This is a genomic window from Cognatishimia sp. F0-27, assembly GCF_020667845.1.
In the GTDB taxonomy this organism is placed as follows: Bacteria; Pseudomonadota; Alphaproteobacteria; order Rhodobacterales; family Rhodobacteraceae; genus JAFMPQ01.
On sequence record NZ_JAFMPQ010000001.1, the window covers coordinates 93,187 to 114,930 of the forward strand.

22 protein-coding genes are annotated in these 21,744 nt (G+C 62.9%); 6 read left to right on the top strand and 16 right to left on the bottom strand.

The window, feature by feature from the left end:
- Nucleotides 1–53: 53 nt before the first annotated feature.
- Both rsmD and J1C49_RS00490 read right to left on the bottom strand, forming a co-directional pair.
- Nucleotides 54–611 (bottom strand): 16S rRNA (guanine(966)-N(2))-methyltransferase RsmD, encoded by a 558-nt coding sequence (gene rsmD / locus J1C49_RS00485; protein WP_227443788.1) that lies wholly within the window; start codon nt 609–611, stop codon nt 54–56.
- Between the two features lie 7 nt (nt 612–618).
- Nucleotides 619–1,836 (bottom strand): NAD(P)/FAD-dependent oxidoreductase, encoded by a 1,218-nt coding sequence (locus J1C49_RS00490; protein ID WP_227443789.1) that lies wholly within the window; start codon nt 1,834–1,836, stop codon nt 619–621.
- A gap of 81 nt (nt 1,837–1,917) precedes the next feature.
- Here J1C49_RS00490 and J1C49_RS00495 point away from each other — a divergent pair, with 81 nt between their 5' ends.
- Nucleotides 1,918–2,406, top strand: a complete 489-nt coding sequence (locus tag J1C49_RS00495) for a peroxiredoxin (RefSeq protein ID WP_227443790.1) — start codon at nt 1,918–1,920, stop codon at nt 2,404–2,406.
- A 118-nt stretch (nt 2,407–2,524) separates the two neighbouring features.
- Here the strand turns inward: J1C49_RS00495 and J1C49_RS00500 are convergent, their stop codons facing one another.
- From J1C49_RS00500 to J1C49_RS00525, 6 genes are all read right to left on the bottom strand, one after another.
- A complete protein-coding gene (locus J1C49_RS00500) occupies nt 2,525–2,824 on the bottom strand; it encodes a 4a-hydroxytetrahydrobiopterin dehydratase (RefSeq protein WP_227443791.1) in 300 nt (99 codons plus the stop codon).
- 21 nt (nt 2,825–2,845) lie between these two features.
- Nucleotides 2,846–4,045, bottom strand: a complete 1,200-nt coding sequence (locus J1C49_RS00505) for a GNAT family N-acetyltransferase (RefSeq protein ID WP_227443792.1) — start codon at nt 4,043–4,045, stop codon at nt 2,846–2,848.
- A 128-nt stretch (nt 4,046–4,173) separates the two neighbouring features.
- The gene (locus J1C49_RS00510) at nt 4,174–4,929 is read right to left on the bottom strand and encodes a glycerophosphodiester phosphodiesterase family protein (RefSeq protein WP_227443793.1); all 756 of its coding nucleotides are present in this window, start codon (nt 4,927–4,929) and stop codon (nt 4,174–4,176) included.
- The gene (locus J1C49_RS00515) at nt 4,929–5,393 is read right to left on the bottom strand and encodes a RidA family protein (protein WP_227443794.1); all 465 of its coding nucleotides are present in this window, start codon (nt 5,391–5,393) and stop codon (nt 4,929–4,931) included. The genes J1C49_RS00510 and J1C49_RS00515 overlap by 1 nt, the downstream gene beginning before the upstream one ends.
- A gap of 140 nt (nt 5,394–5,533) precedes the next feature.
- A complete protein-coding gene (locus tag J1C49_RS00520; protein ID WP_227443949.1) occupies nt 5,534–6,802 on the bottom strand; it encodes an HlyD family type I secretion periplasmic adaptor subunit in 1,269 nt (422 codons plus the stop codon).
- A gap of 146 nt (nt 6,803–6,948) precedes the next feature.
- Nucleotides 6,949–8,682, bottom strand: coding sequence for a type I secretion system permease/ATPase (locus J1C49_RS00525; RefSeq protein WP_227443795.1), 1,734 nt, complete (start codon nt 8,680–8,682; stop codon nt 6,949–6,951).
- Between the two features lie 217 nt (nt 8,683–8,899).
- On the opposite strand from J1C49_RS00525, the gene J1C49_RS00530 reads away from it, so the two are divergent.
- Both J1C49_RS00530 and J1C49_RS00535 read left to right on the top strand, forming a co-directional pair.
- Entirely contained in the window at nt 8,900–9,664 is a 765-nt protein-coding gene (locus J1C49_RS00530) for a VacJ family lipoprotein (RefSeq protein WP_227443796.1), read from the top strand.
- A 3-nt stretch (nt 9,665–9,667) separates the two neighbouring features.
- Nucleotides 9,668–10,282: a phospholipid-binding protein MlaC gene (locus tag J1C49_RS00535; protein ID WP_227443797.1), complete on the top strand. Its 615-nt coding sequence runs from the start codon at nt 9,668–9,670 to the stop codon at nt 10,280–10,282.
- Nucleotides 10,283–10,338: 56 nt separating this feature from the next.
- Here J1C49_RS00535 and J1C49_RS00540 read toward each other — a convergent pair whose 3' ends face one another.
- Nucleotides 10,339–12,498 carry a transglycosylase domain-containing protein gene (locus tag J1C49_RS00540; RefSeq protein ID WP_227443798.1) on the bottom strand — a complete coding sequence of 720 codons (2,160 nt, stop codon included), beginning with the start codon at nt 12,496–12,498 and terminating at the stop codon, nt 10,339–10,341.
- 277 nt (nt 12,499–12,775) lie between these two features.
- On the opposite strand from J1C49_RS00540, the gene J1C49_RS00545 reads away from it, so the two are divergent.
- The 3 genes from J1C49_RS00545 (at nt 12,776) to J1C49_RS00555 (ending at nt 16,061) form a co-directional block, all read left to right on the top strand.
- The gene (locus tag J1C49_RS00545) at nt 12,776–13,114 is read left to right on the top strand and encodes a P-II family nitrogen regulator (protein WP_227443800.1); all 339 of its coding nucleotides are present in this window, start codon (nt 12,776–12,778) and stop codon (nt 13,112–13,114) included.
- 36 nt (nt 13,115–13,150) lie between these two features.
- Nucleotides 13,151–14,464, top strand: a complete 1,314-nt coding sequence (locus J1C49_RS00550) for an ammonium transporter (protein ID WP_227443801.1) — start codon at nt 13,151–13,153, stop codon at nt 14,462–14,464.
- Nucleotides 14,465–14,660: 196 nt separating this feature from the next.
- On the top strand, nt 14,661–16,061 hold the full coding sequence (locus J1C49_RS00555) for a tannase/feruloyl esterase family alpha/beta hydrolase (RefSeq protein WP_227443802.1): 1,401 nt from the start codon (nt 14,661–14,663) through the stop codon (nt 16,059–16,061).
- A 43-nt stretch (nt 16,062–16,104) separates the two neighbouring features.
- On the opposite strand, the gene J1C49_RS00560 is transcribed toward J1C49_RS00555, so the two are convergent.
- From J1C49_RS00560 to rlmH, 7 genes are all read right to left on the bottom strand, one after another.
- Nucleotides 16,105–16,872, bottom strand: a complete 768-nt coding sequence (locus J1C49_RS00560; RefSeq protein ID WP_227443803.1) for a FadR/GntR family transcriptional regulator — start codon at nt 16,870–16,872, stop codon at nt 16,105–16,107.
- A 327-nt stretch (nt 16,873–17,199) separates the two neighbouring features.
- Nucleotides 17,200–17,712 (bottom strand): peptide-methionine (S)-S-oxide reductase MsrA, encoded by a 513-nt coding sequence (msrA, locus tag J1C49_RS00565; protein WP_227443804.1) that lies wholly within the window; start codon nt 17,710–17,712, stop codon nt 17,200–17,202.
- Complete coding sequence (gene msrB / locus J1C49_RS00570; protein ID WP_227443805.1) at nt 17,709–18,158, bottom strand: peptide-methionine (R)-S-oxide reductase MsrB; 450 nt, start codon at nt 18,156–18,158, stop codon at nt 17,709–17,711. The genes msrA and msrB overlap by 4 nt, the downstream gene beginning before the upstream one ends.
- A 298-nt stretch (nt 18,159–18,456) precedes the next feature.
- A complete protein-coding gene (queG, locus tag J1C49_RS00575) occupies nt 18,457–19,536 on the bottom strand; it encodes a tRNA epoxyqueuosine(34) reductase QueG (RefSeq protein WP_227443950.1) in 1,080 nt (359 codons plus the stop codon).
- 101 nt (nt 19,537–19,637) lie between these two features.
- Nucleotides 19,638–20,303 (bottom strand): glutathione S-transferase family protein, encoded by a 666-nt coding sequence (locus J1C49_RS00580; RefSeq protein WP_227443806.1) that lies wholly within the window; start codon nt 20,301–20,303, stop codon nt 19,638–19,640.
- Nucleotides 20,304–20,392: 89 nt separating this feature from the next.
- Nucleotides 20,393–21,124, bottom strand: a complete 732-nt coding sequence (gene mtgA / locus J1C49_RS00585) for a monofunctional biosynthetic peptidoglycan transglycosylase (RefSeq protein ID WP_227443807.1) — start codon at nt 21,122–21,124, stop codon at nt 20,393–20,395.
- A 134-nt stretch (nt 21,125–21,258) separates the two neighbouring features.
- Entirely contained in the window at nt 21,259–21,729 is a 471-nt protein-coding gene (rlmH, locus tag J1C49_RS00590) for a 23S rRNA (pseudouridine(1915)-N(3))-methyltransferase RlmH (RefSeq protein WP_227443808.1), read from the bottom strand.
- Nucleotides 21,730–21,744 lie beyond the last annotated feature (15 nt).

Sequence of the window (21,744 nt, forward strand, 5' to 3'; positions counted from 1 at the left end):
TCTCGTGTGCGGAGCCGCTTCAGATCCGGGCCGCGCGGCGCGCAGACGCCGTTCTATCCCGCCTCCAGAAGCGTAACCGTTGTGTCGCCATATCGGCGGCTGTCCAACAGCACAAAGCCCTCGGGCGCCGGTTGCGGCGCATTCTCCTCCCAGACGATCAACGCGCCCGGCGCGACCCAGCCACCTGCCCGAGCCGCGGACAGGGCCCGCGCGCCAAGACCCTTGCCATAGGGTGGATCGAGGAAAACCAGCGTGCAACCCTTCTGCGCCGCGGGCAAGCGCAGCGCAGACCGGTTCAGAACACGGGTGACGCCCGCCACATCAAGCATCGCGATGTTTTCGCGCAAAAGCGCCTGCGCCGCCCGTCCGTCATCGACGAAAACCACGTCCGCCGCCCCGCGCGACAGCGCTTCAAGACCAAGCGCACCGGTCCCGGCGAAAAGATCCAGCACATGCGCATCGGTGATCGGATCGCCAAAGCGGCCGCCCTGCAGCGCGTTGAACAGCGCTTCGCGCACACGGTCTGTTGTCGGGCGCAGATGCGCCGCCGCGTCGCCCTTGCCGACGCTGGCCAGACGTCTGCCGCGAAACGCCCCCGCCACAATCCTCATGGCCGCATCATGCCTTCAACAGCGCCTTGAGGTCGGTCTCCGGATCGGCGATGGCCTCGGGATCCGGGCTCTTGCCCGCCTCAATGAGCCGCTTGCCCACCATATACGCGCGCGGATCATTCATGGCGTCGAGCGCGAGGAGCGACGGTCCGGCATAATACCAGAACGACGTTCCGCCGTCCTGTCGAGCCACGACCCGATCAAACCCTGCACTGAGCCCTGCAATCTGAAGCTTCACATCATATTGGTCAGACCAGAACCAAGGTTTGGCAACATAGCTGCGCCCGGCACCGAGGATGTTGTCCGCAACGAGTTCGCCCATGTCGATGGCATTGCCGACAGATTCGAGCCGCATGCGTCCCGACGGCCCCGGAAAGGATGCGCAGTCGCCTGCGGCCCAGATGCTCGGATCCGAGCTACGCCCCTGCGCATCCACGGCAATGCCGTTGTCGATGACCAGCCCCGCCGCTTCGGCAAGCCCGGTTTCCGGAACGATCCCCACGCCCACCACGACAAGATCCACGTGCAGTGCGGAGTCGTCCGACAGCACCGCGCGGTCCACCGGTCCGGATGGGTCCCCGTCACGCCCGATCAGACGGTCGACGCCGACACCTTCGCGCAGATCGACGCCGTGGCTGCGGTGCAAGTCCCGGAAATAGGCGGCGGTCTGTTCGCACGCCACCCGCCCGAGAATACGCGGCGCGGCTTCGACCAAGGTGACCCTGAGGCCCCGCTTCACGGCAACGGCTGCCGCTTCAAGGCCAATATAGCCGCCGCCAATCACCAGCACATGCCGTCCCTCGACCATCCGCGGCGCCATCATGTCCACATCCGCCAGCCCGCGCACGGTAAAGACATTCTCAAGCGCGCCGCCAATTGCGGCCGGCAACCGCCGTGGCGTGCTTCCAGTGGTCAACACAAGATGGTCGTAGCGCAGCCGTTCCGCACCCGCGACGATCACACGCTCCGCCCGATCGATGGCCTCCACGCGCAATCCCGTGCGCAGGTCGATACCGGCCTCCTCATAGAAGCTTTCGGGGCGCAGAAGCAGCCGATCGAGCGACATCTCGCCCATCAGATAGGCCTTGGACAAGGGCGGGCGCTGGTAGGGCGGCACCGGCTCATCGCCGATCAGGGTCACCGCCCCATCAAAACCGCGGCTCCTCAGACGGGCCACACAGGACGCTGCCGCCTGCCCGCCCCCGACAACGATCACATCGGTCATCTTGCGCCCCCGCTTTCCCTTTTGCGGTCGAACCCTATAACCCAAGAGGACATAAACGCAATTCCAAGAGGAGCGACCTACATGACAATCTCTCAAGGCGACAAGCTTCCCGACGCCGACCTGATCCGCATGGGATCGGACGGGCCGGAGACCGTTGCCCTGTCGTCCCTGACCCAAGGACGCCGCGTCGTGATCTTTGCCTTGCCCGGTGCCTATACCGGGACCTGCACCACGGCGCATGTTCCGAGTTTCATGCGCACGAAAGACCAGTTCATGGACAAGGGCGTGGAAGACATCTTCTGCCTCTCCGTCAATGATCCCTTCGTTTTGGCCGCCTGGGGCGACTCCACAGGCGCCACGGCCGCAGGCATCACGATGTTGGCCGACCCGCAGGCGGCATTCACCAAAGCGGTCGGCATGGAGTTTTCCGCCCCGCCCGTTGGGTTGATCGACCGGTCGCGCCGCTATGCCATGATCGTCGAGGACGGCACGGTCAATGTTCTGCATGTCGAAGAAGGGCCCGGCGTTTGCGAGGTATCGGGCGGCGAGGCGCTGCTCGCCACGCTCTGACCGGTCCGCGCGCCGCACCAACGCCAAAGGCCAGGCAGCGCGCCTGGCCTTTTTTGATACGGATCCTTTCCCCTGTCATCCAAAAGGGGCAGCTTGCCGGGGTCGAGGTCGTTGCCGCTCAGCGCGCGGCCAGCGCATCCATCTTGCGCGCAAGCTTGGCATCAAGCGACGACAACCCGCCCACATCATGCGTCGTCAGGGTCACCGTGACGGTCTTGTAGACGTTGAACCATTCCGGATGGTGGTTCCATTTCTCGGCAAACAGTGCCACCCGCGCCATCCAGCCAAACGCCTCGACGAAATCGTCGAACTGATAGGTCTTGGTGATGGCATCGCGATCGTCGAGCACCGCCCAGCCAGTTTCGAACAGGGGCTCCAGCACGGATTTGCGCGCGGCCTCCGAAAGCTTCTCACTCATGACAGTTCCTCGCTGTGATCATTATTCCTGCTCCTGTGGTGTTTCCTTGCGAAACGGTCCGTAAGCGGTCAGGATCTCGATTTCCTCGTCCACTGCTTCCCGCTCGGCCTCCAGATAGCGCGCCACTGCGTCTGCAAATCCCGGTTCGGGGAAGTAATGCAGGGAGTGCGTTTGCGTTGGCAGATAGCCCCGCGCGAGCTTGTGTTCACCTTGCGCGCCGGCCTCGACCCGCGCCATCCCGCGGGCAATGGCAAAGTCGATTGCCTGATAGTAGCACACTTCGAAATGCAGGCAGGGATGATGCTCCACGCAACCCCAATACCGCCCAAACAGCGTTTCGCGACCGATGAAATTCAACGCCCCCGCCACCCAGCGGCCCTCGCGCCGGCACATGACAAGGGCGATGTCGTCCCGCAGACGCTCCTGCGCGATATCGAAGAAGGTCCGTGTGAGATAGGGCTGTCCCCATTTCCGCGCGCCGGTATCCTGATAGAAGCGCCAGAACGCGTCCCAATGTTCGGGCTCGATGTCGGCGCCGGTCAGGGTGACGATCTCCCCTCCGAACGCCTGTGCCCGGGCGCGCTCCTTTCGGATGGCCTTGCGCTTGCGCGAACTGAGCGACGCCAGGAACCCGTCAAAATCTGCATAATCGTTGTTGAGCCAGTGAAACTGCTGCGTAATCCGCCGAAGAAGCCCCATCTTCTCGCCCGCCACGGCCTCGGCTTCCGTGCAGAATGTTGCATGCAGGGAACTCAGCCCGTTGTTGGACGCAAGCTGCACCGCACCCTGGATTAGCGCCGACATGCCGTCGAGCGCGTGGTCCGGTGCCGTGAGAAAGCGCCGCCCCGTCGCCGGCGTGAACGGCACCGCGATCTGAAGCTTCGGGTAATACCGCCCGCCGGCCCGCTCATACGCATGAGCCCAGCTGTGATCGAAGATGTATTCGCCCTGACTATGACCCTTGGCATAGAGCGGCGCGACCGCGATGGTCTTTCCTGCCGCCTCGGCCGCCAGGTAATGGCCGTCCCAGCCGGTGCCGGGCCCGACGGAACCGCTGTCTTCCAATGCCTTGAGAAACCGATAGGTCGTGAAAGGGTCATGCGGCGGCCCGCCATCGGCAACTTCCGGACAGGCGCAGGCATCCCACGCCTCTTCGGTGATGGCGTCAAGCGACGACAGGACGTTGACCTCGAGTGTATCTGTTTGCGATGTGTCGGACATGATGCGCTGTTACTTGGCCCGATTGAGGGTCGGTTCAAGCGCCGCAACGCCCGGGTCTTGGGAAAATTGCACGCCTTTCCCGGGGCCTGCCGACAACCGTAGCGACGGGCTACGCCAACATCGTGACGTCAGGCCGCGTAGCCCTCAAAGGTGATCTGATCCGCAATGGCACGCGCCGCGCGCTCTTCCTCGGGTGATCGGATGGTCCAGCACAGGACGGGATATCCCGCCGCCTTCACCCGGGCCACGGACTGGGCATCGAGGTCGCGGGCGGCATGGCTAATGAAACTCGCGCCAACTCTCTCGAAATCCGGGATCGCCCGCAGGGCGTCCCGGCGATCTGCGGGCACGGTTGGCCAGTCCCCGGCCAGAAAGGCGCTCGTGGTCAGGCCGCGCGGCACCTCGGGCAACAGCTCTTGCATCCGGGCCACCGAATACGGGTTGAACGACATGACCGCAACCGGCCCGTCATAGCCTGCGAGACAGAGGGCCACATCCGCCTCCAGCGGGCCGATGGCAGGGCCCATGGCGCCATCCTGATCCTTCAGCTCGATCAGAAGCGGCACGGCACCGCCGACGATGGACAGGCATTCTGACAAGGTCGGAATGCCTTCATCTCCGCCCAAAAGCGCGATCTCCCCAAGGTCCTCCGCCGCGCGAAGCCGGACAGCCCCACGCGCCCCGGTCAGGCGGCCGAGATCGTAGTCGTGAAACACCATGGCCTTGCCATCAGCACTCAGTTGCAGATCGATCTCGATCCCATAGCCTGCCCCGATCGCGGCGCGGATGGCCGCCCGCGAGTTTTCCGGTCGTCCGGCTGACAAGTCGTGATAGGCGCGATGCGCAATGGCGCGCTCGAGGAAGACGGCAGGCAAGGCAGGCATCAGGAGATCTCGAAAATACCTTCGATTTCAACCGCAACATTGAACGGCAACGCCCCCGCCGACACCGCGGACCGTGCATGGCGCCCCGCTTCGCCGAGAACCGCGACCATCGTGTCGGAAGCGCCATTGATCACCTTGGCCTGCTCCGTGAAATCCGAAGCGGAGTTGACGAAGCCGACAAGCTTGACCACGCGTTTGAGACGTCCAAGGTCACCACCACAGGCCGCACGCACTTGTGCGAGCAGGCTGAGCGCGCATTGCTGCGCCGCCGCCGCCCCGTCCTCCACGCTGAGATCGACACCCACTTTGCCGGTGATCATCGCGCCGTCCCGCATGGCGATCTGGCCCGAGACATGCACTAGGTTTCCGGTCTGCACATAGGGCACGTAATTCGCAAGCGGCGCCGAAGCTTCCGGCAATTTCAGGCCAAGCTCTTCCAGCCGCGCGTCGATGTTCTGGCTCATGGCACATCCTCCCTTTCCGCCGGACGCTAAAACGCGCCGTCAGATTTGAAAACCCCACCCCCGTGTTTCTTCTGTCCCAAAATACTCCGGGGGAATCGCGGCTTGCCGCGATGGGGGCAGCGCCCCCGTCATGTATCGGCTCAGCTTTCGCGAAACGCCTTGGACATGTAATCCATGAACGGTTTCACCAGATAGGTCAGCGGTGTCCTGTCCTCGGTGCGCAGGAATGTCTCGACCGGCATGCCCGGTATCAGCGTCGATCCGGAGGGCAGGCGGTTGATTTCGCCATCCTTCAACACGACCTCGGCACGGTAATACCGCACCCGCGAGGCTTCATCCTCGAACGCATCCGCCGAAACCTGCACGACTTCACCAAACAGCTCGGGGGTGGTGCGTTGATCCAGCGAAGAAAAGCGCAGCGAGACTTCCTGCCCCACAAAAAGCTGGTCGACATGGATCGTCTCGACCTGTGCCGCGATCACGAGCGGCCGGTCCTGTGGTACCACGTAGAGCACGGGTTCGGCGGGCCGGACCACCGACCGTTCCGCAAAGACCGTCAGGCCATAGACCACCCCGCCGACAGGCGACGTGATGTCGAGCCGTGTGAGCCTTTCCTTGATCGCGCGACGCTGTTCGGCGAGTTCGCGCTCCCGGAATTGCAGGTCCCGCAGCTGCGTAATGGCATCCTCACGGCGCCGCTCCTGCAGCTTGAGGATCTCGATATCAATCTCCGTGATGCGCCCTTCGGCTTGCGCCTTGGATGCAGTCAACTCGCCCACGCTGCCCAGAAGCCGCGCGCGTTCGCGCTGCAAACCCGTGACGCGGGCCGCTTGGGTCAGGCCACGATCAAGCAGGGACTGCTGATCCTCAAGTTCGCTTTCAATGAGCGAAAGCTGCTCGGAGAGCGCGGTTTGCTGGGCCTCGATCCCACGGACCTGATCGATGATCTGATCGGCGCGTTTGCGCAGCTGTTCGATCTCGCGGGCGACTGAGCTGCGGCGCGCCTCGAACAGATTTCGCTGCCCCGCCACAAGCTCGGCCACTTCGGGGTCGCGCGTTGCACGATCCACAACATCATCGGAAAAGACGACTTCGTCGATGCCGTCGCGTTCCGCCGTGAGCCGCGCACGGCGCGCCCCAAGTTCGAAATACTGACCTTCGATGATGGTGAGTTCCGACAGAAGCAGCGTCGGATCAAGACGGATCAACACCTGACCGGCCTCCACCACGTCGCCTTCATCGACCTGGATCGCCGCAACCACACCGCCATCGGGGTGCTGGACCACCTGGCGGTTCTGATCGACCTCGATCTGCCCGGAGGCGATGATCGCCCCGGAAATGTTGGTCGTGGCCGCCCATGTGCCAAAGCCCCCGACCAGGATCAGAAGCGCGATCAGACCGACAGTCATGAATTTGCTGAGCGGAAACTCCCCGGCGGCCACCGTCGCGCGCTGCTTCGCGGCCTCGGCCGGCGACACCTGCTTCGGTTCGATCTTTGCAAGCGGCTGCTTGCCCTTTTTCTGCGGCAGCGTTCTGCCGGTCTTTGCCGGTTGCGTCATCGCACACCCCCTGGCCCTGCATTCTGGGCAATCTGCTTGTGGTTCTGCACAACGGATTTAAGCACTTCGTCCCTCGGACCAAAGGCCGCGCGGGCACCACCTTCGAGCATCAGCAACATGTCGCATTCCTGAATGGCCGCCGGGCGATGCGCCATGATCATGACGGTCTTGCCCTGCTCCTTGAACTCGCGGATTGCCTTGTTGACGGCCTGACTGCCCTCGTTGTCGAGATTCGAGTTGGGCTCATCCAGAACCAGCAGCACCGGCTCTCCATAAAGCGCACGCGCCAGACCGATCCGCTGCATCTGTCCGCCCGAAAGACGCCCGCCAGCTGCTGTGACACGGGTATCGTACCCATCCGGCAGCTTGAGGATCATCTCATGCGCATCCGCTTTCTTGGCCGCTTCGACCACGGCGGCATCGTCGGGCTGCGGCGCAAGGCGCGCGATATTCTCGGAGATCGTGCCGTCGAACAGCGTCACGCGCTGTGGCAGGTAGCCGATATGTTGACCGAGGACATCCGGTCCGTATTGGTCGAGCGCGGCCCCGTCGAGCCGGATCTTGCCGCCCGCAGGCCGCCAGACGCCGGTGATGGCGCGCGCCAGCGTCGACTTGCCGGAGCCGGACGGACCGATCACGCCAAGCGCCTGCCCCGGGGTCAGGTTGAAACTCACAAGGCGCAACGACGCCTGCTGTTCGCCCGGCGGCACCACTGTCAGCTGTTGCACATCGAGCTTTGCTTGCGGGCGTGGCAGCTGCGTGCGTTCCGCTTCGATCGGTGTCTCGCCGAGAAGAACCTCGAGATTGGCCCAGCCCTCCCGCGCCCTCGTCACGGCCGCCCATTGGCCGATGGCCAGTTCGATGGGCGCAAGTGCGCGGCCCATCAGGATGGACCCCGCGATCATCGCACCCGGGCTAAGCTCGCCGTTGAGCACGAGAAGCGCACCGAGGCCAAGCATTGCCGATTGCAGGAAAAGACGGAACGTCTTGGTGATCACGGTGAACGTGCCCGTCAGGTCGCTGGACCCGATCTGGCCACCAAGCGCGGATTTGCGAGCCCCGATCCAGCGGGTGAACGCATTTCCACGCATACCAAGCGCCTGCACCATCTCTGCCTCGTCGCGGATCTGGTTCGCGGTAATCTCGGCCTGCACGATGGCCTGATTGGCCTTGGCCATCGGGTTCTTGGTCATGGTCTGGTTGACGACCGTCACAACGATCAAGACCAGACCACCGGCCATCGCAAGATAACCCAGCCACGGATGAAAGATGAAAATCGCGACGAGGAAGACCGGCGTCCATGGAATGTCGAAGAAAGCCATGAGCACGGGTGAGGCCATTAGCCGCTGCACCGATTCGAGGTCTCGAAGGCCCGTGCGCGCGATTTGATCGGGTTTGACCGCCGAACGGCGCAGGACCGCATCAAAGACGCGCAGGTCAAGGGATGCCTGGAACCGCGCGGCGACGCGTCCCATGACGCGCCCGCGCACGTAATCCAGAATGCCCATCATCGCGTAGAGAAACAGGACGAGAACCGAGAGCGCGACCAACGTCTCCACTGAACGCGAGCCCAGAACCCGGTCATAGACCTGCAGCATGTACATTGGCCCTGTGAGCATCAACATGTTCACAAAGAAAGAAAATATCGCAACGAACCAGAAATATGGTCGGCTTTTTCGACGCGCGGCGCGCAGCTCTTCGCGGCCGCGCTCTCTTGGATCCAGTGCCATGGGCGGAGTTCCGCCTCCTCATTTTGTCCCTGCAAACCGGGTGTGACAGGATGCGCCCGCCGTTCACCCGATTGATAGGCGTGTTTACTACTCTGTCGCGATTCGGACACGAAAGGTCCGGAATACCGCGCTTGTGTTTGGTTCCTGTGAGAATGAGATTAAGTAAGGCGCGACGCAAGCTTTGCGGCCCCCGGTGCCAACCCGAAGGACAGGTTCCTTGACCGTTTCGACAACTTCCTCTTTTCGTATCGTCGCTCTTTGCCTGGTCACTCTTGGCCTCGCTGCCTGTTCGGTTCCCGGCCCGGGCGACGCCCCTCAAGGTATTCACGACCCCTATGAAGCAGAAAACCGCCGCGTACACGCCTTTAATCGCGCCATCGACGAACGACTCTTCCGCGGCGATGGCCCCGGTCTGACGGAGCGGCTGCCCGAAGGCGTCACAGTGTCGGTGCTGAACGTTGCGGACACGCTGTCTCTGCCGCAAACGGTTGTCAATCAGGTCCTTCAGGGGCGCCTCGGACGGGCGACGACAAACAGCTTGCGCTTCGGGGTGAATGCGACGCTGGGCTTTGGAGGGTTGGCAGACGTCGCCTCGGGCCTTGGCATGCCGCGCGATGAAACCGATTTCGGCGAGACGCTCTATGTCTGGGGCGCGCCCGAAGGGGCGTATCTCGAACTCCCTGTGCTTGGCCCTTCGACCGAGCGCGAAGCAGCGGGACGGGTCGTGGATCTCTTTACCGACCCGCTGGGCTACGTGCTCCAAACGCGCCCACGGATGGCCGCAACCGTGATTCAGGCCGGCGCGTCTGCCATCGACCGCGGCCAGTTCTCGGATACCATCGAATCCGTGCTGTATGAGAGCACCGACAGCTACGACCAGCTGCGGCTGATCTATTTGCAAAAACGCCGTTTCGATCTTGGCGATACGACAACCGGCGCAGTGGAAGAAGACCCGCTGGCGCTTGATACCGAAGGATTTTGATCCATGACATATTCGACTTTCTCCCGCCGCCAATTTCTCTCCACCGGCACGGCTGCCCTGGGGCTGGCGACTTGTTTTCCGGCATCGTCCGCTTTCGCGCTGAGCCAGAATCAGGCCCGGACGATGGTCGATTCCCTCGTCGGCGAGATCAACAGAACCATCGACAGCGGCAAATCCGAAAACGCGATGATCGGGGATTTCGAGAAGATCTTTCTGCGCTACGCCGACACGTCCTACGTGGCGGCCTACGCCATGGGCAATGACGGGCGGCGCGCGTCCACGGCACAGAGGCGGGCGTTCTCGCAAACCTTCAACGCCTATGTCGCGCGGAAATACGGCAAGCGGTTCCGGGAATTCATTGGCGGGCGGCTCGAGGTTCAGGACGTGCGCCAACGCAAGAATTACATCGAGGTGACCACGATCGCCTTTCTTCGCGGTCAATCTCCCTTCGAAGTGGCGTTCCACATCTCCGATCGCTCGGGACAACCGAAATTCATCAACATGTATATCGAAGGCATCAACATGCTTCTGACCGAGCGCGCCGAAGTGGGCGCCATGCTCGACAAGCGGCGCGGCGATATCGACGCGATGATTGCGGATCTCAAGCGCGCAAGCTGAGATGCGGCGCCGTCAGGACGGCGTGTTCCCGGTTATGTGCATCCTTGGCTGTGGCGTCATCCGCCGCCGAGAATGTCGCGCAAAACCTGATTGAGCAGGCTTTCCGCCGGGTCGCGGTCACGTTGCTGCGGTGCCTGTCTCGGTTGCGGTGCGGGATCCGGCGCGGCCAGTTCCGGCGGGGCTTCGGCTGGCAAGGGTCGCACGGGCAAACCGTCCAGCACCCGGGTCATCACCTCGCGCCAGATTTCCGCCGGCAAGCCGCCCCCCGTCACGCCCGTCAAGGGCGTGTTGTCGTCATAGCCCATCCACACCCCGGTCACGTATTCCGCCGTGAACCCGACAAACCACGCGTCGCGCGCTTCCTGACTGGTGCCGGTCTTGCCTGCCGCCGGACGCCCGTCGAGCCGCGCCCGCGTGCCGGTGCCCTCGGTTAGCACGGATTGCATCATCCATGTCAGCTGCCGCGCTGCGCTTTCGTTGATCACACGCTCGCCGATGCCGCCGCCCGCGCCCATGAGCGCGGCGCTGTCCCCCACGAGGCGGAGATCAATCAACCCGTACGGTTCCACCGACGAGCCGCCGTTCAAGATCCCTGCATAGGCCCCGGTCATTTCCAGCAATGTCGCTTCCGCCGCCCCGAGGGCAAGCGATGGCGTATCCGTCAATTCGCGCGTGATCCCGAAGTCGCGCGCCACCTGCAAAACAAGATCACGGCCGACCGATTCCGATATCTTGACGGCCGGAACGTTCAGCGACCGCGCCAATGCCTCGGTCAGTGTGACGGAACCGCTGTAGTTGCGGGAATAGTTCTCCGGACACCAACGCCCGGAGCCCGGGATATCCATGCAGAATGGCTCGTCGATCACCCGGTCATACGGAGAATATCCGAGCTCCAGAGCCGTGGCGAAAACGAAGGGTTTGAAGGCAGAGCCGGTCTGACGCACGGCCTGTGTGGCGCGGTTGAACACGCCCGAGACATTGGTTTCGCGGCCGCCGACCATCGCGCGCACCGCGCCATCGGCTGACATCACCACCACGGCAACCTGCGCCTTGGACCCGGACCGGACCTTTTCCGAGAAAACCTGTTGCACCGCCTCTTCGACGGATTTTTGGACGCCACGGTCCAGCGTCGTGCGGATGATGACGTCTTCTGTCGTGTCGCGAGTCAGGAAATCAGGCCCCGTCTGCATGACCCAATCCGCAAAATAGCCGCCCGGTTCGGCCTTGGCTTCCGCCGAGAGAACCGCCGGGTTGGCCTGCCAGTAGGCCGTGTCTTCGTCAGACAGATAACCTTGCTCATTCATCAGGCGCAGAACCGTGGCCGCCCGGCGCTGTGACCGCTCAAGATCGGAGGTGGGCGCAAGCCGGCTTGGCGCCGTGAGCAAACCCGCGATCATCGCGGCTTCCGCCGGGTTCAGATCCGCCGCGGATTTGGAGAAATACACCCGAGCGGCGGCCTCGGCGCCGTAGGCACCGCCGCCCATATAGGCGCGGTTGAGATAGATCGAGAGGATCTCGTCCTTCGTATACTTGGCCTCCATCGCCATGGAATAGATCGCCTCGAACCCCTTGCGTTGCAGCGACGAGCGCCGGCAATCGGCGATATACTCGGCCTCGGTTTTCCATTCGGTCGGATCATATTCCCGGCCGAGGCAGAGCAATTTGGCAGTCTGCTGGGTAATCGTGGAGCCGCCATGCCCCTGAAGCGGGCCCCGGCCTTCACGCATGTTGATCCGGACAGCCGAGGCGACGCCGCGCGGGCTCACTCCGAAATGGTAGTAGAAGCGCTTGTCTTCGGTCGCGATCACCGCGTTTCGCAGGTGTGGGCTGACAGATCCCGCGGTCACCGCGCCGCCAAACTGATCGCCGCGGCGCGCAAAAATCGTCTGATCACGGTCGAGCAGCGTCACCGATCCGCGCGCGCGCCCGTCGAGCAACGCATCGGCATCCGGGAGGTCGGATTGCACGTAGATGACCGCCGCCCCCAACAGCAGCGCGCATACAACCGTCACGATCAGCACGGTCCGCCCGATCAGACGCAACACCCATCCGATAAGGGCCGTTATCCATCCAATTGGGCCGCGACGCCGCCGGGGCGCAGCCGGTTTCCGGCGCCGTGCCGGCTTCGGTTTTGTCGGGGTTTTGGCCTTGGCCGGCTTGCGCGCGGTTCTGCGCTCCGCGACCAAGCGCTTGGGTTTGCGTCCTGACGTGCTCATCAAATGCCCTGTCGCCTGCTCTGGCTCTCATTCTCGAAGGGTCGTTTCGGCATAAGATACCCCGTCTTCGCGACAATGTAGACATCCCATCCATCGCGCGCGTGACAAATATTATGCCCGAAAATTAGGCGTAACCCAAATTATGCACAAAAAATATGCATTCGCCTTGAAAAGACTCACCGGATTCTGCCCATCACCCTTCCCCATCGCCCGTCTCACCGCTCTTTGTCGCTGCATGCAGTCTGCAGGACGCTCCTGCCAACCGAAAGGGACAAAGGTGAAACTGATCATTGCAACGATCAAGCCGTTCAAGCTCGAAGAGGTGCGCGAGGCGCTTACCGGGATCGGGGTGCGCGGCATGATGGTCACCGAAATCAAGGGGTTCGGGTCACAGTCCGGCCACACGGAAATCTATCGCGGCGCGGAGTATGCGGTGAATTTCGTGCCCAAGATCAAGCTCGAAATCGTGGTTGCCGCATCAATGGCCGACCAGGTCGTCGACACCATCAAAAACACCGCTCAAACGGGCAAGATCGGCGACGGCAAGATCTTTGTTCTCGATGTGAGCCAAGCCGTGCGGGTGCGCACCGGCGAGACGGACGCCGACGCGATCTAAACGCGAACCGGACAAACTTTAGGGAAACGGATAACCATGCATCTTCTCAAGACACTTGCCCCGGCAGCGTTGCTGATCGCGCTCCCGTCGCTGGGCCTGGCTCAGGACGACGCTGCGGCGGCGCCTGACATCAACCCCTATATCTTTACCACGCTGCTGTTCCTGATCGGTGGCTTCCTTGTTTTCTGGATGGCGGCTGGCTTCGCCATGCTCGAGGCGGGCCTCGTGCGCTCCAAGAACGTGACGATGCAGCTCACCAAGAACATCGCGCTCTTCTCCATCGCCGCGATCATGTACTGGCTCGTGGGCTTCGGCATCATGTATCCGGCCGAATGGCTGATCGAAGGCTGGCTCGGACCGTTTTTCGCCGTGACCTCGCTTGAACCGGTCGGCCTTGCCGCTGAAGATGCAGCACTCGACTATGCATCCGCCGGGTCGGACTTCTTCTTCCAGCTGATGTTCTGCGCGACCACCGCGTCGATCGTTTCGGGCACGCTCGCCGAGCGGATCAAGCTGTGGCCGTTCCTGATCTTCGTTGTCGTGCTCACGGGCTTCATCTACCCGATCGAAGCATCCTGGCAGTGGGGCGGCGGCTGGCTCTCGGAAGCAGGCTTCTCCGACTTCGCGGGCTCGACCCTCGTGCACGCAGCTGGTGGCTTTGCAGCCCTCGCAGGTGCCATTGTCCTCGGTCCTCGTATCGGTCGCTACAAGGATGGCCGCTCGATCCCGATGCCCGGCTCGAACCTCGCCCTCGCAACGCTCGGTACATTCATCCTGTGGCTTGGCTGGTTTGGCTTCAACGGTGGTTCGCAACTCGCCATGGGCACCGTGGGTGACGTGACCGACGTGTCCCGGATCTTCGCCAACACCAACATGGCCGCAGCGGCCGGCGCGGTGGCAGCCCTGATCCTGACGCAGATGATGTACAAGAAGCCTGACCTCACCATGACGCTCAACGGTGCTCTGGCCGGTCTCGTGTCGATCACTGCCGAACCGCTTGCCCCGTCGCTTTTCGGCTCGCTGCTGACCGGTGCCGTGGGTGGTGTGATCGTGGTCTTCACCGTTCCGCTGCTGGACAAGCTCAAGATCGACGACGTTGTCGGTGCCATCCCGGTCCACCTCTTTGCAGGCATCTGGGGCACGCTGGCGGTTGCCTTCTACACCGGCAACTGGGGCGCACAGATCCTCGGCATCGTATCCATCGGCGCTTTCGTCTTCATCACCTCGCTGGTCATCTGGATCATCCTCAAGGCGACCGTGGGTATCCGCGTCGACGAAGAGGCCGAGATCAACGGTCTCGACATGGCCGAGCTGGGCATGGAGGCCTATCCGGACTTCACCAAAGGCTGACGGTTTCTCCCCCATCACCCTTTGACACGACTGACCCGGGCACCCTGCGTGCCCGGGTTTTTTCATGGTCCGTGGCGGGCCCACAGCGCCGGCCAATCTTGTAGACAACCCCGCCACCTCCGCAGACAAGACGCTTTACTGGTTTGGAAAAACAAGCAAAGGTTGTGGTCCTTTGACCCCGAAACAGGAGACGTTCATGCGGTTACCAGCCCTTGGCACCATCATCCTTTGCACCGCTGCCCCGGCCTTCGCGCAGAACAGCGATGCAGCGTGCACCGCGCTGCGCGACGTGGTCGTCGATACCACAACCGTCAGCTCGGCGCGCGTCATTCCAGCCTCCGATACGCTGCCCGCCTATTGCGAGGTGCGCGCAACGGCCCGCCCCGCGATCTCCATCGAGGTGCGGCTGCCGATGGAGGGTTGGAACGGCAAATATTACCAATCCGGGTGCGGCGGCTTTTGCGGCGTCCTGGGCCGCGCGGATGCCGGCGGCGGCTGGATCAATGCCATGCGCCCCGGGCTGGAGCGCGGATATGCCACCGCCACGTCCGACAGCGGCCATCACGGGCTCGGTGTCACCGATGCGGGCTGGGCCCTGCACAACCCGCACGCCGAACGCGACTGGGGCTGGCGGTCCATCGGGGAAACAAACCGCGTCGCCCAGGCGATGATCGATGCGTTTTACGGCGCCGCCTCAGAACAGGCGATCTTTCAGGGTTGTTCGACCGGTGGGCGCATGGCTCACGTGGCCGCCGAGCGCTATCCCGAGATGTTCGACGGGATCATCTCCGGGGCCCCGGCGATGGATTACACCGGGCTGGTCGGGGTCAAGCATCCATGGCTGATGCAAACCAATACCGATGCGGACGGCAACTGGATCCTCGGCCCGGACGATGTGGCCAAGATCGGCGCAGCCGTGCTGGAGCAATGCGACGCGGTGGACGGGGCTGAAGACGGCGTAATTGGCGATCCTCGTGCCTGCGACGTCAATTACGGTGATCTCGGACTTTCGAACCAGCAGCTTGATACGCTTGCAAAATGGCGGGAAGGCCCGCGCAACGCTGCCGGAGAGCAGCTCTACCCCGGCGGCATTCCGGAGGGATCGGAGTCGTTCTGGTGGCTCTGGTTGACCGGCAATGCCGATGGCGGCGGACGGCTGGTCAACGCTTTCGCCACGGATTTCGGACGCTACATGGCCTATGACACCGATCCCGGCCCGACATGGACACCGGGTGATTTCGATATCGAGGCCGATCCGGCGAGAATGTCGACATCAGCAGGGTTCTACAATGCCGATAACCCCGACATCTCCGCCTTCCGCGACGCCGGTGGCAAGATGATTGTCTGGCATGGCTGGGCCGATGCCATCGTCACGCCCTACAAGACGGTGGCGTGGTATGAACAAGCCGCTGAGGCCGCCGGGGGCGAGGACGCGCTCAAGGGAAACGTTGCGCTCTTCATGGTGCCGGGGCTGGACCATTGCGGCATCCTGCCGGGGCCCGACGGGATCAACGCCGCCGCGCTCGACCCGATGACACCGCTCGAAACCTGGCTGAATGACGGAACGCCTCCAGGCTCGATCCTGGCCGGCGAGTGATCCACACCGCCCACCCGCGTGTCTTACATGCGGGTGGGCGCGCTCAACCGCGACGTTCGCGCTCAAGGCGCTGTCGTGCAACCACGTCATGCGCCTCCGCCCGCCGGTCTCGGAACAGCGCGTCTTCAACAAAATTGAGATGCGCCACAACAGCAGCGCGCGCCGCGATGCCGTCACGCGCCTGAAGGGCGTCATTGATCGCCCGGTGCTGATCGAGCAGCGCGCTGCGGGTGGTGCGCTGTTTGAACATGATCTGCCGGTTGTAGAACACGCCCTCGCGCAGCAGTTGGTACATCGAGCGCATCATGTGCAGCATGATGACATTATGGCTCGCTTCGATGATGGCGAGGTGAAAATCCGCATCCAGCTTGGCTTCATCCGCCGGATTGCGTTTGCCATGTGCGGCTTCCATCTTGCCAAAGATCGTGTTGATCACCTCGAGGTCGCCATCAGTTCCCTGAGCGGCGGCCCGTTCGGCGGCCAACCCCTCCATGTCCCGACGGAAGGCGAGATAGTCGAAAATCGCCTCGTCATGCCCGGCAAACAGTCCCTTCAACGCGTCGGAAAACGCTGAGCCAAGAACATCGGTCACAAAGACTCCCGCCCCGGCGCGTGCTTCTAGGAGGCCGCGCGCCTCCAGATCTCCCACCGCTTCGCGCAAGGAGGGACGCGAGACACCCAGCCGCTCCGAAAGCTCGCGTTCCGCCGGAAGCCGATCGCCCGGGCGCAGAACACCCCGCAGGATCAGCTGTTCAATCTGCCGGACGACGGCATGCGCGAGCTTTTCGGATTGCACGGGGCGAAACGGCATGAAAGCTCCTGTGTCTTTTGAAAATTGGTTTGGACTGGTTACCAATTTATCCGCATAAAAGAAACACCAGACCGTCAACCCGAGGTTCGGGGCCGTGCGGATGGGTGCCACAGCGTGTCGCGATTGATGAGGCTCAGGTTCTACCGCTCTCTGCGTGGCCGCGCTTGCACAACACGATGCGCTCGCCAAGTGCGGTGAAGGCACAAGGGAACACAACAGGTTTCAAAGACCCACACCGACAGTCTCCCACAAAAAAAAGCGACCCACACGCGGTGGATCGCCTCTTTTGAAAACGGCCGTGTCACAGGCCCGCCAAGTCGTTTGGCCCTATTCGGCCGCGTCGCGTCGCGGAAGAACCCAATCGGCACGCGGGAAGTGACAGGTATAGCCATGCGGGATGCGCTCAAGATAATCCTGATGCTCCGGCTCGGCTTCCCAGAAATCACCGACCGGCTCCACCTCGGTCACGACCTTGCCCGGCCACCGGCCCGATGCTTCGACGTCGGCAATTGTGTCGAGCGCACAGGCTCTCTGGTCCGCGTCGACGTAGTAGATCGCGGAACGATAGCTCATGCCGCGGTCGTTGCCCTGTCGATTGACTGTGGTCGGATCGTGGATCTGAAAGAAGAACTCCAGAAGCCGGCGGTAGGAGATCCGCTCCGGGTCGAACCAGATCTCGATCCCTTCGGCATGCGTCCCGTGATTGCGGTAAGTGGCGTTTGGCACGTCCCCCCCGGTATAGCCGACGCGGGTCTTTTCGACGCCGTCCAGCTTGCGGATCAGGTCCTGCATGCCCCAAAAGCATCCACCGGCGAGCACTGCGCGTTCCAAACCGTTCATGCAACATCCTCCACTTGATCGAGATAGGCACCATAGCCCTCGGCTTCCATGTCGTCACGGTGCACAAAGCGCAAGGACGCGGAATTGATGCAGTATCGCAGGCCACCACGATCCATGGGGCCGTCCGGAAACACGTGGCCAAGATGACTGTCACCGTGGGTCGAGCGCACTTCCGTTCGGATCATACCCAGCGATGTGTCGCGCAGTTCATTGATATGCGCGGGCTCAATCGGCTTGGTGAAGCTTGGCCATCCGCAGCCGGACTCATATTTGTCGCTGCTGGCGAAAAGCGGCTCGCCGGACACGATGTCCACATAGATACCGGGTTCCTTGTTGGACAGGTATTCGCCCGTCCCGGGGCGTTCCGTGCCGTCTTGTTGCGTGACGCGGTATTGCTCAGGCGTGAGGCTCTCGATCACTTCGGGACGGCGCTCATATCGGGCCATGCGGGTCCTCCTTAATGGCGGTCTTGGTTATCCGGGCCGCGTTTTGGATGCGACATGCCTCAATAGGTGGGCGTTCATCCGCAAGAAGCAAGCCACCTGTCATCTGTCTCCCATCGGCGTGAGTTTGATGACAGGCTGCCTTGCCGGATGCCAATTCCGGCTTATCTTTAAAGACGTAGCGTATCCGGCAACTACGGTTTTGATCCGGGCACGAAACAAAGGGCGTCGGCGCCTCCCTCTGTCGGCGCCCTTTGCTGATTTCGGGCCGCTTCACCAACAATGACGAAACCCCTGCGGGCTACCCGGACGGAGCGCGCAAGCGGCCTACGGCCCATCGGGCGGCGTCTGCCACGGCCGGATCGTCGTCGTCACAAAGCGGCTGAACCACCGACACGAGAGCGCCCTCACCGGAATTGCCAATCGCATAGCAGACATTGCGCACAAACCGGTTGCGCCCGATCCGCTTGATGGGCGAGCCTGCAAACCGCGCCCGGAAACCGGCGTCGTCCAGTGTCGCAAGCTCCGCCAAGGGCGGGCGGAGCAGATCCTCGCGCGCATGGTATTTCACTTCCGACGCGCGTTCCGCAAATTTGTTCCAGGGACAGACCGCAAGACAGTCGTCACAGCCATAGATCCGGTTGCCCAGCGCCGGGCGCAATGCCGGGTCCACCATCCCCTTGTGCTCGATGGTGAGGTAGGAAATGCAGCGCCGCGCATCGAGTTGATACGGTTCGGGGAAAGCGTCGGTTGGACAGACATCAAGGCACGCCCGGCACCGGCCGCAATGATCCTGTCCGCGCGCATCCGGCTCCAGCTCGACAGTGGTGAAAATCGCTCCAAGGAAAAACCAGCTCCCCAGCTCGCGGCTGACGAGGTTGGTGTGCTTGCCCTGCCAGCCCAGCCCGGCCGCTTCTGCAAGCGCCTTTTCCGGCACCGGGGCGGTGTCCACAAAGACCTTGATCTGCGCCTCTACGCCACACCGTTTTCGAGAGACGTCGATCAACCAACGGCCGAGACGCTTCAACCGTTTCTTGACCACGTCATGATAATCCCGGTTCCGGGCGTAGACCGAGATTGTCGCTGCCGTCTTGTGCTCCAGATCAGCGAGCGGGTTCTGATCCGGCCCGTAATTCTCGGCCAGCATGATCACGGAGCGGGCCTCGGGCCAGAGGACGTCCGGCGCGCCACGCCAATGCATGCGCTCGGCCATCCACCCCATCTGTCCATGCCGACCCTCGGCCACGAAGTGCCGTAGCCGTGCCATCACCTGCGGCACGGCATCCGGACGGCAGATCCGGCACGCGGCAAAGCCTTCGGTCTCGGCCTGCGCAACAAGCGCCCGCTTGAGCGTGTCATCGGGGTGCCAATGGTCAGAAATGCGCCTCTTCTCCGATTGCCGCCATTGGGATCCGCCTGATCGATTCGCCTAAATGGGACGGTGGGCGGGGCGATGCCGCAGGCGAGCGCCGCGCCGCCGTCCTAAAAATCGAGATCCGCATAATGCGGTGGCGGTGGGAACCCCGGGATCTGATCCGCGAGGATATTGCGGAAGGCCGGGCGCGACTTGATCTTGGCATACCAGTCCTTCACCACCTCGGAGCGATTCCAGTCCACGTCTGAGATGTAATCCAGAGACGAAAGATGGGCCGCGGCTGCAAAATCCGCCAGGGTCATCGAATCGCCCGCCAGCCAACGACGATGATCCAGCAACCATGCCATGTAATCGAGGTGATACTTGATCGCCTTCGCGCCGGATTTCACATTGCCCGAGTCCGGGAACCCCGCCTTCATCACCTTCTTGTTGACCCGCTCGTAGAGCAGTTTCGAGGTCACCTCGTTGTGGAATTTGTCGTCGAACCATCCCACAAGCCGGCGCACCTCGTAGCGCGCATCGGCGGAGCGCGGCATCAATGGCGGCTCGGGATATTTCTCTTCGATCCACTCACAGATTGCGGCTGATTCCGCCATGGTTTTTCCGTCAATCCGGATCACCGGAACCTTGGCGGCGGGATTGCGGCGCAGGAAGTCCGCGTCTTTTTCCCAATACCGCTCCTCGATCAGTTCGCATTCGATCTTCTTTTCCGCAAGGCTGAGGCGGACCTTGCGGCAGAAAGGCGACAGCGGCACGTGATAGAGCTTGGCCATGAGGTCTCCGAACGATCAGGGGTCCGGTTCTCTTTGCCGCACAACGCGCGACGGTTCAACCGTGACGCGCACCACAGGCCACCCTGCGCCTACTGAAAACAGGCGGCACGGCCATCCGCGTCGATGGTCGCGGCGCCCGATGCGATGGCGCGCGCGCGACGGTCTAGAAAAGCGGTGGGGTTGGCCGCATTGCGCTGCTTGGGATTGGGCAGAACCGAGGCCAGCAGCGACGCCTGTCGCGTGCTCAGACGGGCGGCAGACGTTCCGAAATAGCGCTGTGCCGCCGCCTCGACGCCAAACACACCCTCATCGAACTCCGCGATATTGAGATAGACCTCGAGTATTCTGCGCTTGGACCAAATCGCCTCGACCGCCGGGGTCAGCGCGGCTTCAAGCGCCTTGCGCACCCAGGAACGCCCCTGCCAGAGGAACACGTTCTTGACCACCTGCTGCGAGATTGTAGAGCCGCCACGGGCCGCACCGGAGTCGATGGCGGCGCGGATCGCATCCATGTCGAACCCCCAGTGGGTGCAGAAGTTGGCATCCTCCGCCGCAACCGCCGCGCGCAGCATGACCGGCGCGATATCGTCGGCATCAACCCAATTCCGTTGCACGCCACCAAGCCGGTTCGCCTCGGACCAGATCGTGTGCGTGGTTGGCGGATTGACCGCCGCGAAAAGCACCACGAGGCCCAGAACAAGCACCATGGCAATTCCTCCCAGCCGAACCGCCCAGCGCAGCATCCATCGAACCGGTCGAAACCGCCGTTTCGCCTGTTTTGCGGCCGCTGTGTTGCGCGGTTTCTTGGACTTGCCTGCCATCGTCAGAAGACCTACCCGCCCGCCTGCCAAAACCCAAGCGCCGCGGCCTTGCGATCTCGCATTTCCGCTTCGGCGTGTCGAGTGCGTCACCCGTGATCACACCCTGTGCCCCGGACACGCACGCTGCGCGGTGGTCACGCCCTATGATAAGGCGCACCGCCCAGAATGGAGGCGGCACGATAGAGCTGCTCGCTCAGCATCACGCGCACCAGCATATGCGGCCAGACCATGGCGCCGAAGGACAGCGCGAAATCCGCCTCATCGCGCAGGCTTGGGTCGAGCCCGTCGGCCCCGCCGATGAGGAAGGCGAGGTCGGATACGCCCGTGTCACGCCACCGGCTCAATCGGTCCGCAAATTTGGGAGAGGGCATCACCTGCCCGCGCTCATCAAGGATGCAGGTGACAGCGCCTGTGGGAAGGGCGCGCCGCAGAAGCGTGGCCTCCGACGCCATGCCGCCTCCCTTGCGATCCTCCACCTCGACAACCTTGGCGGGACCGAGCCCAAGGCTCCGGCCGGTGCGGTCGAACCTCTGGAGATAATCGTCGACAAGATCGCGCTCGGGACCGGCGCGCAGCCGTCCCACCACGCACAGATGAACGCGCATCAGCGTTGCCGGACA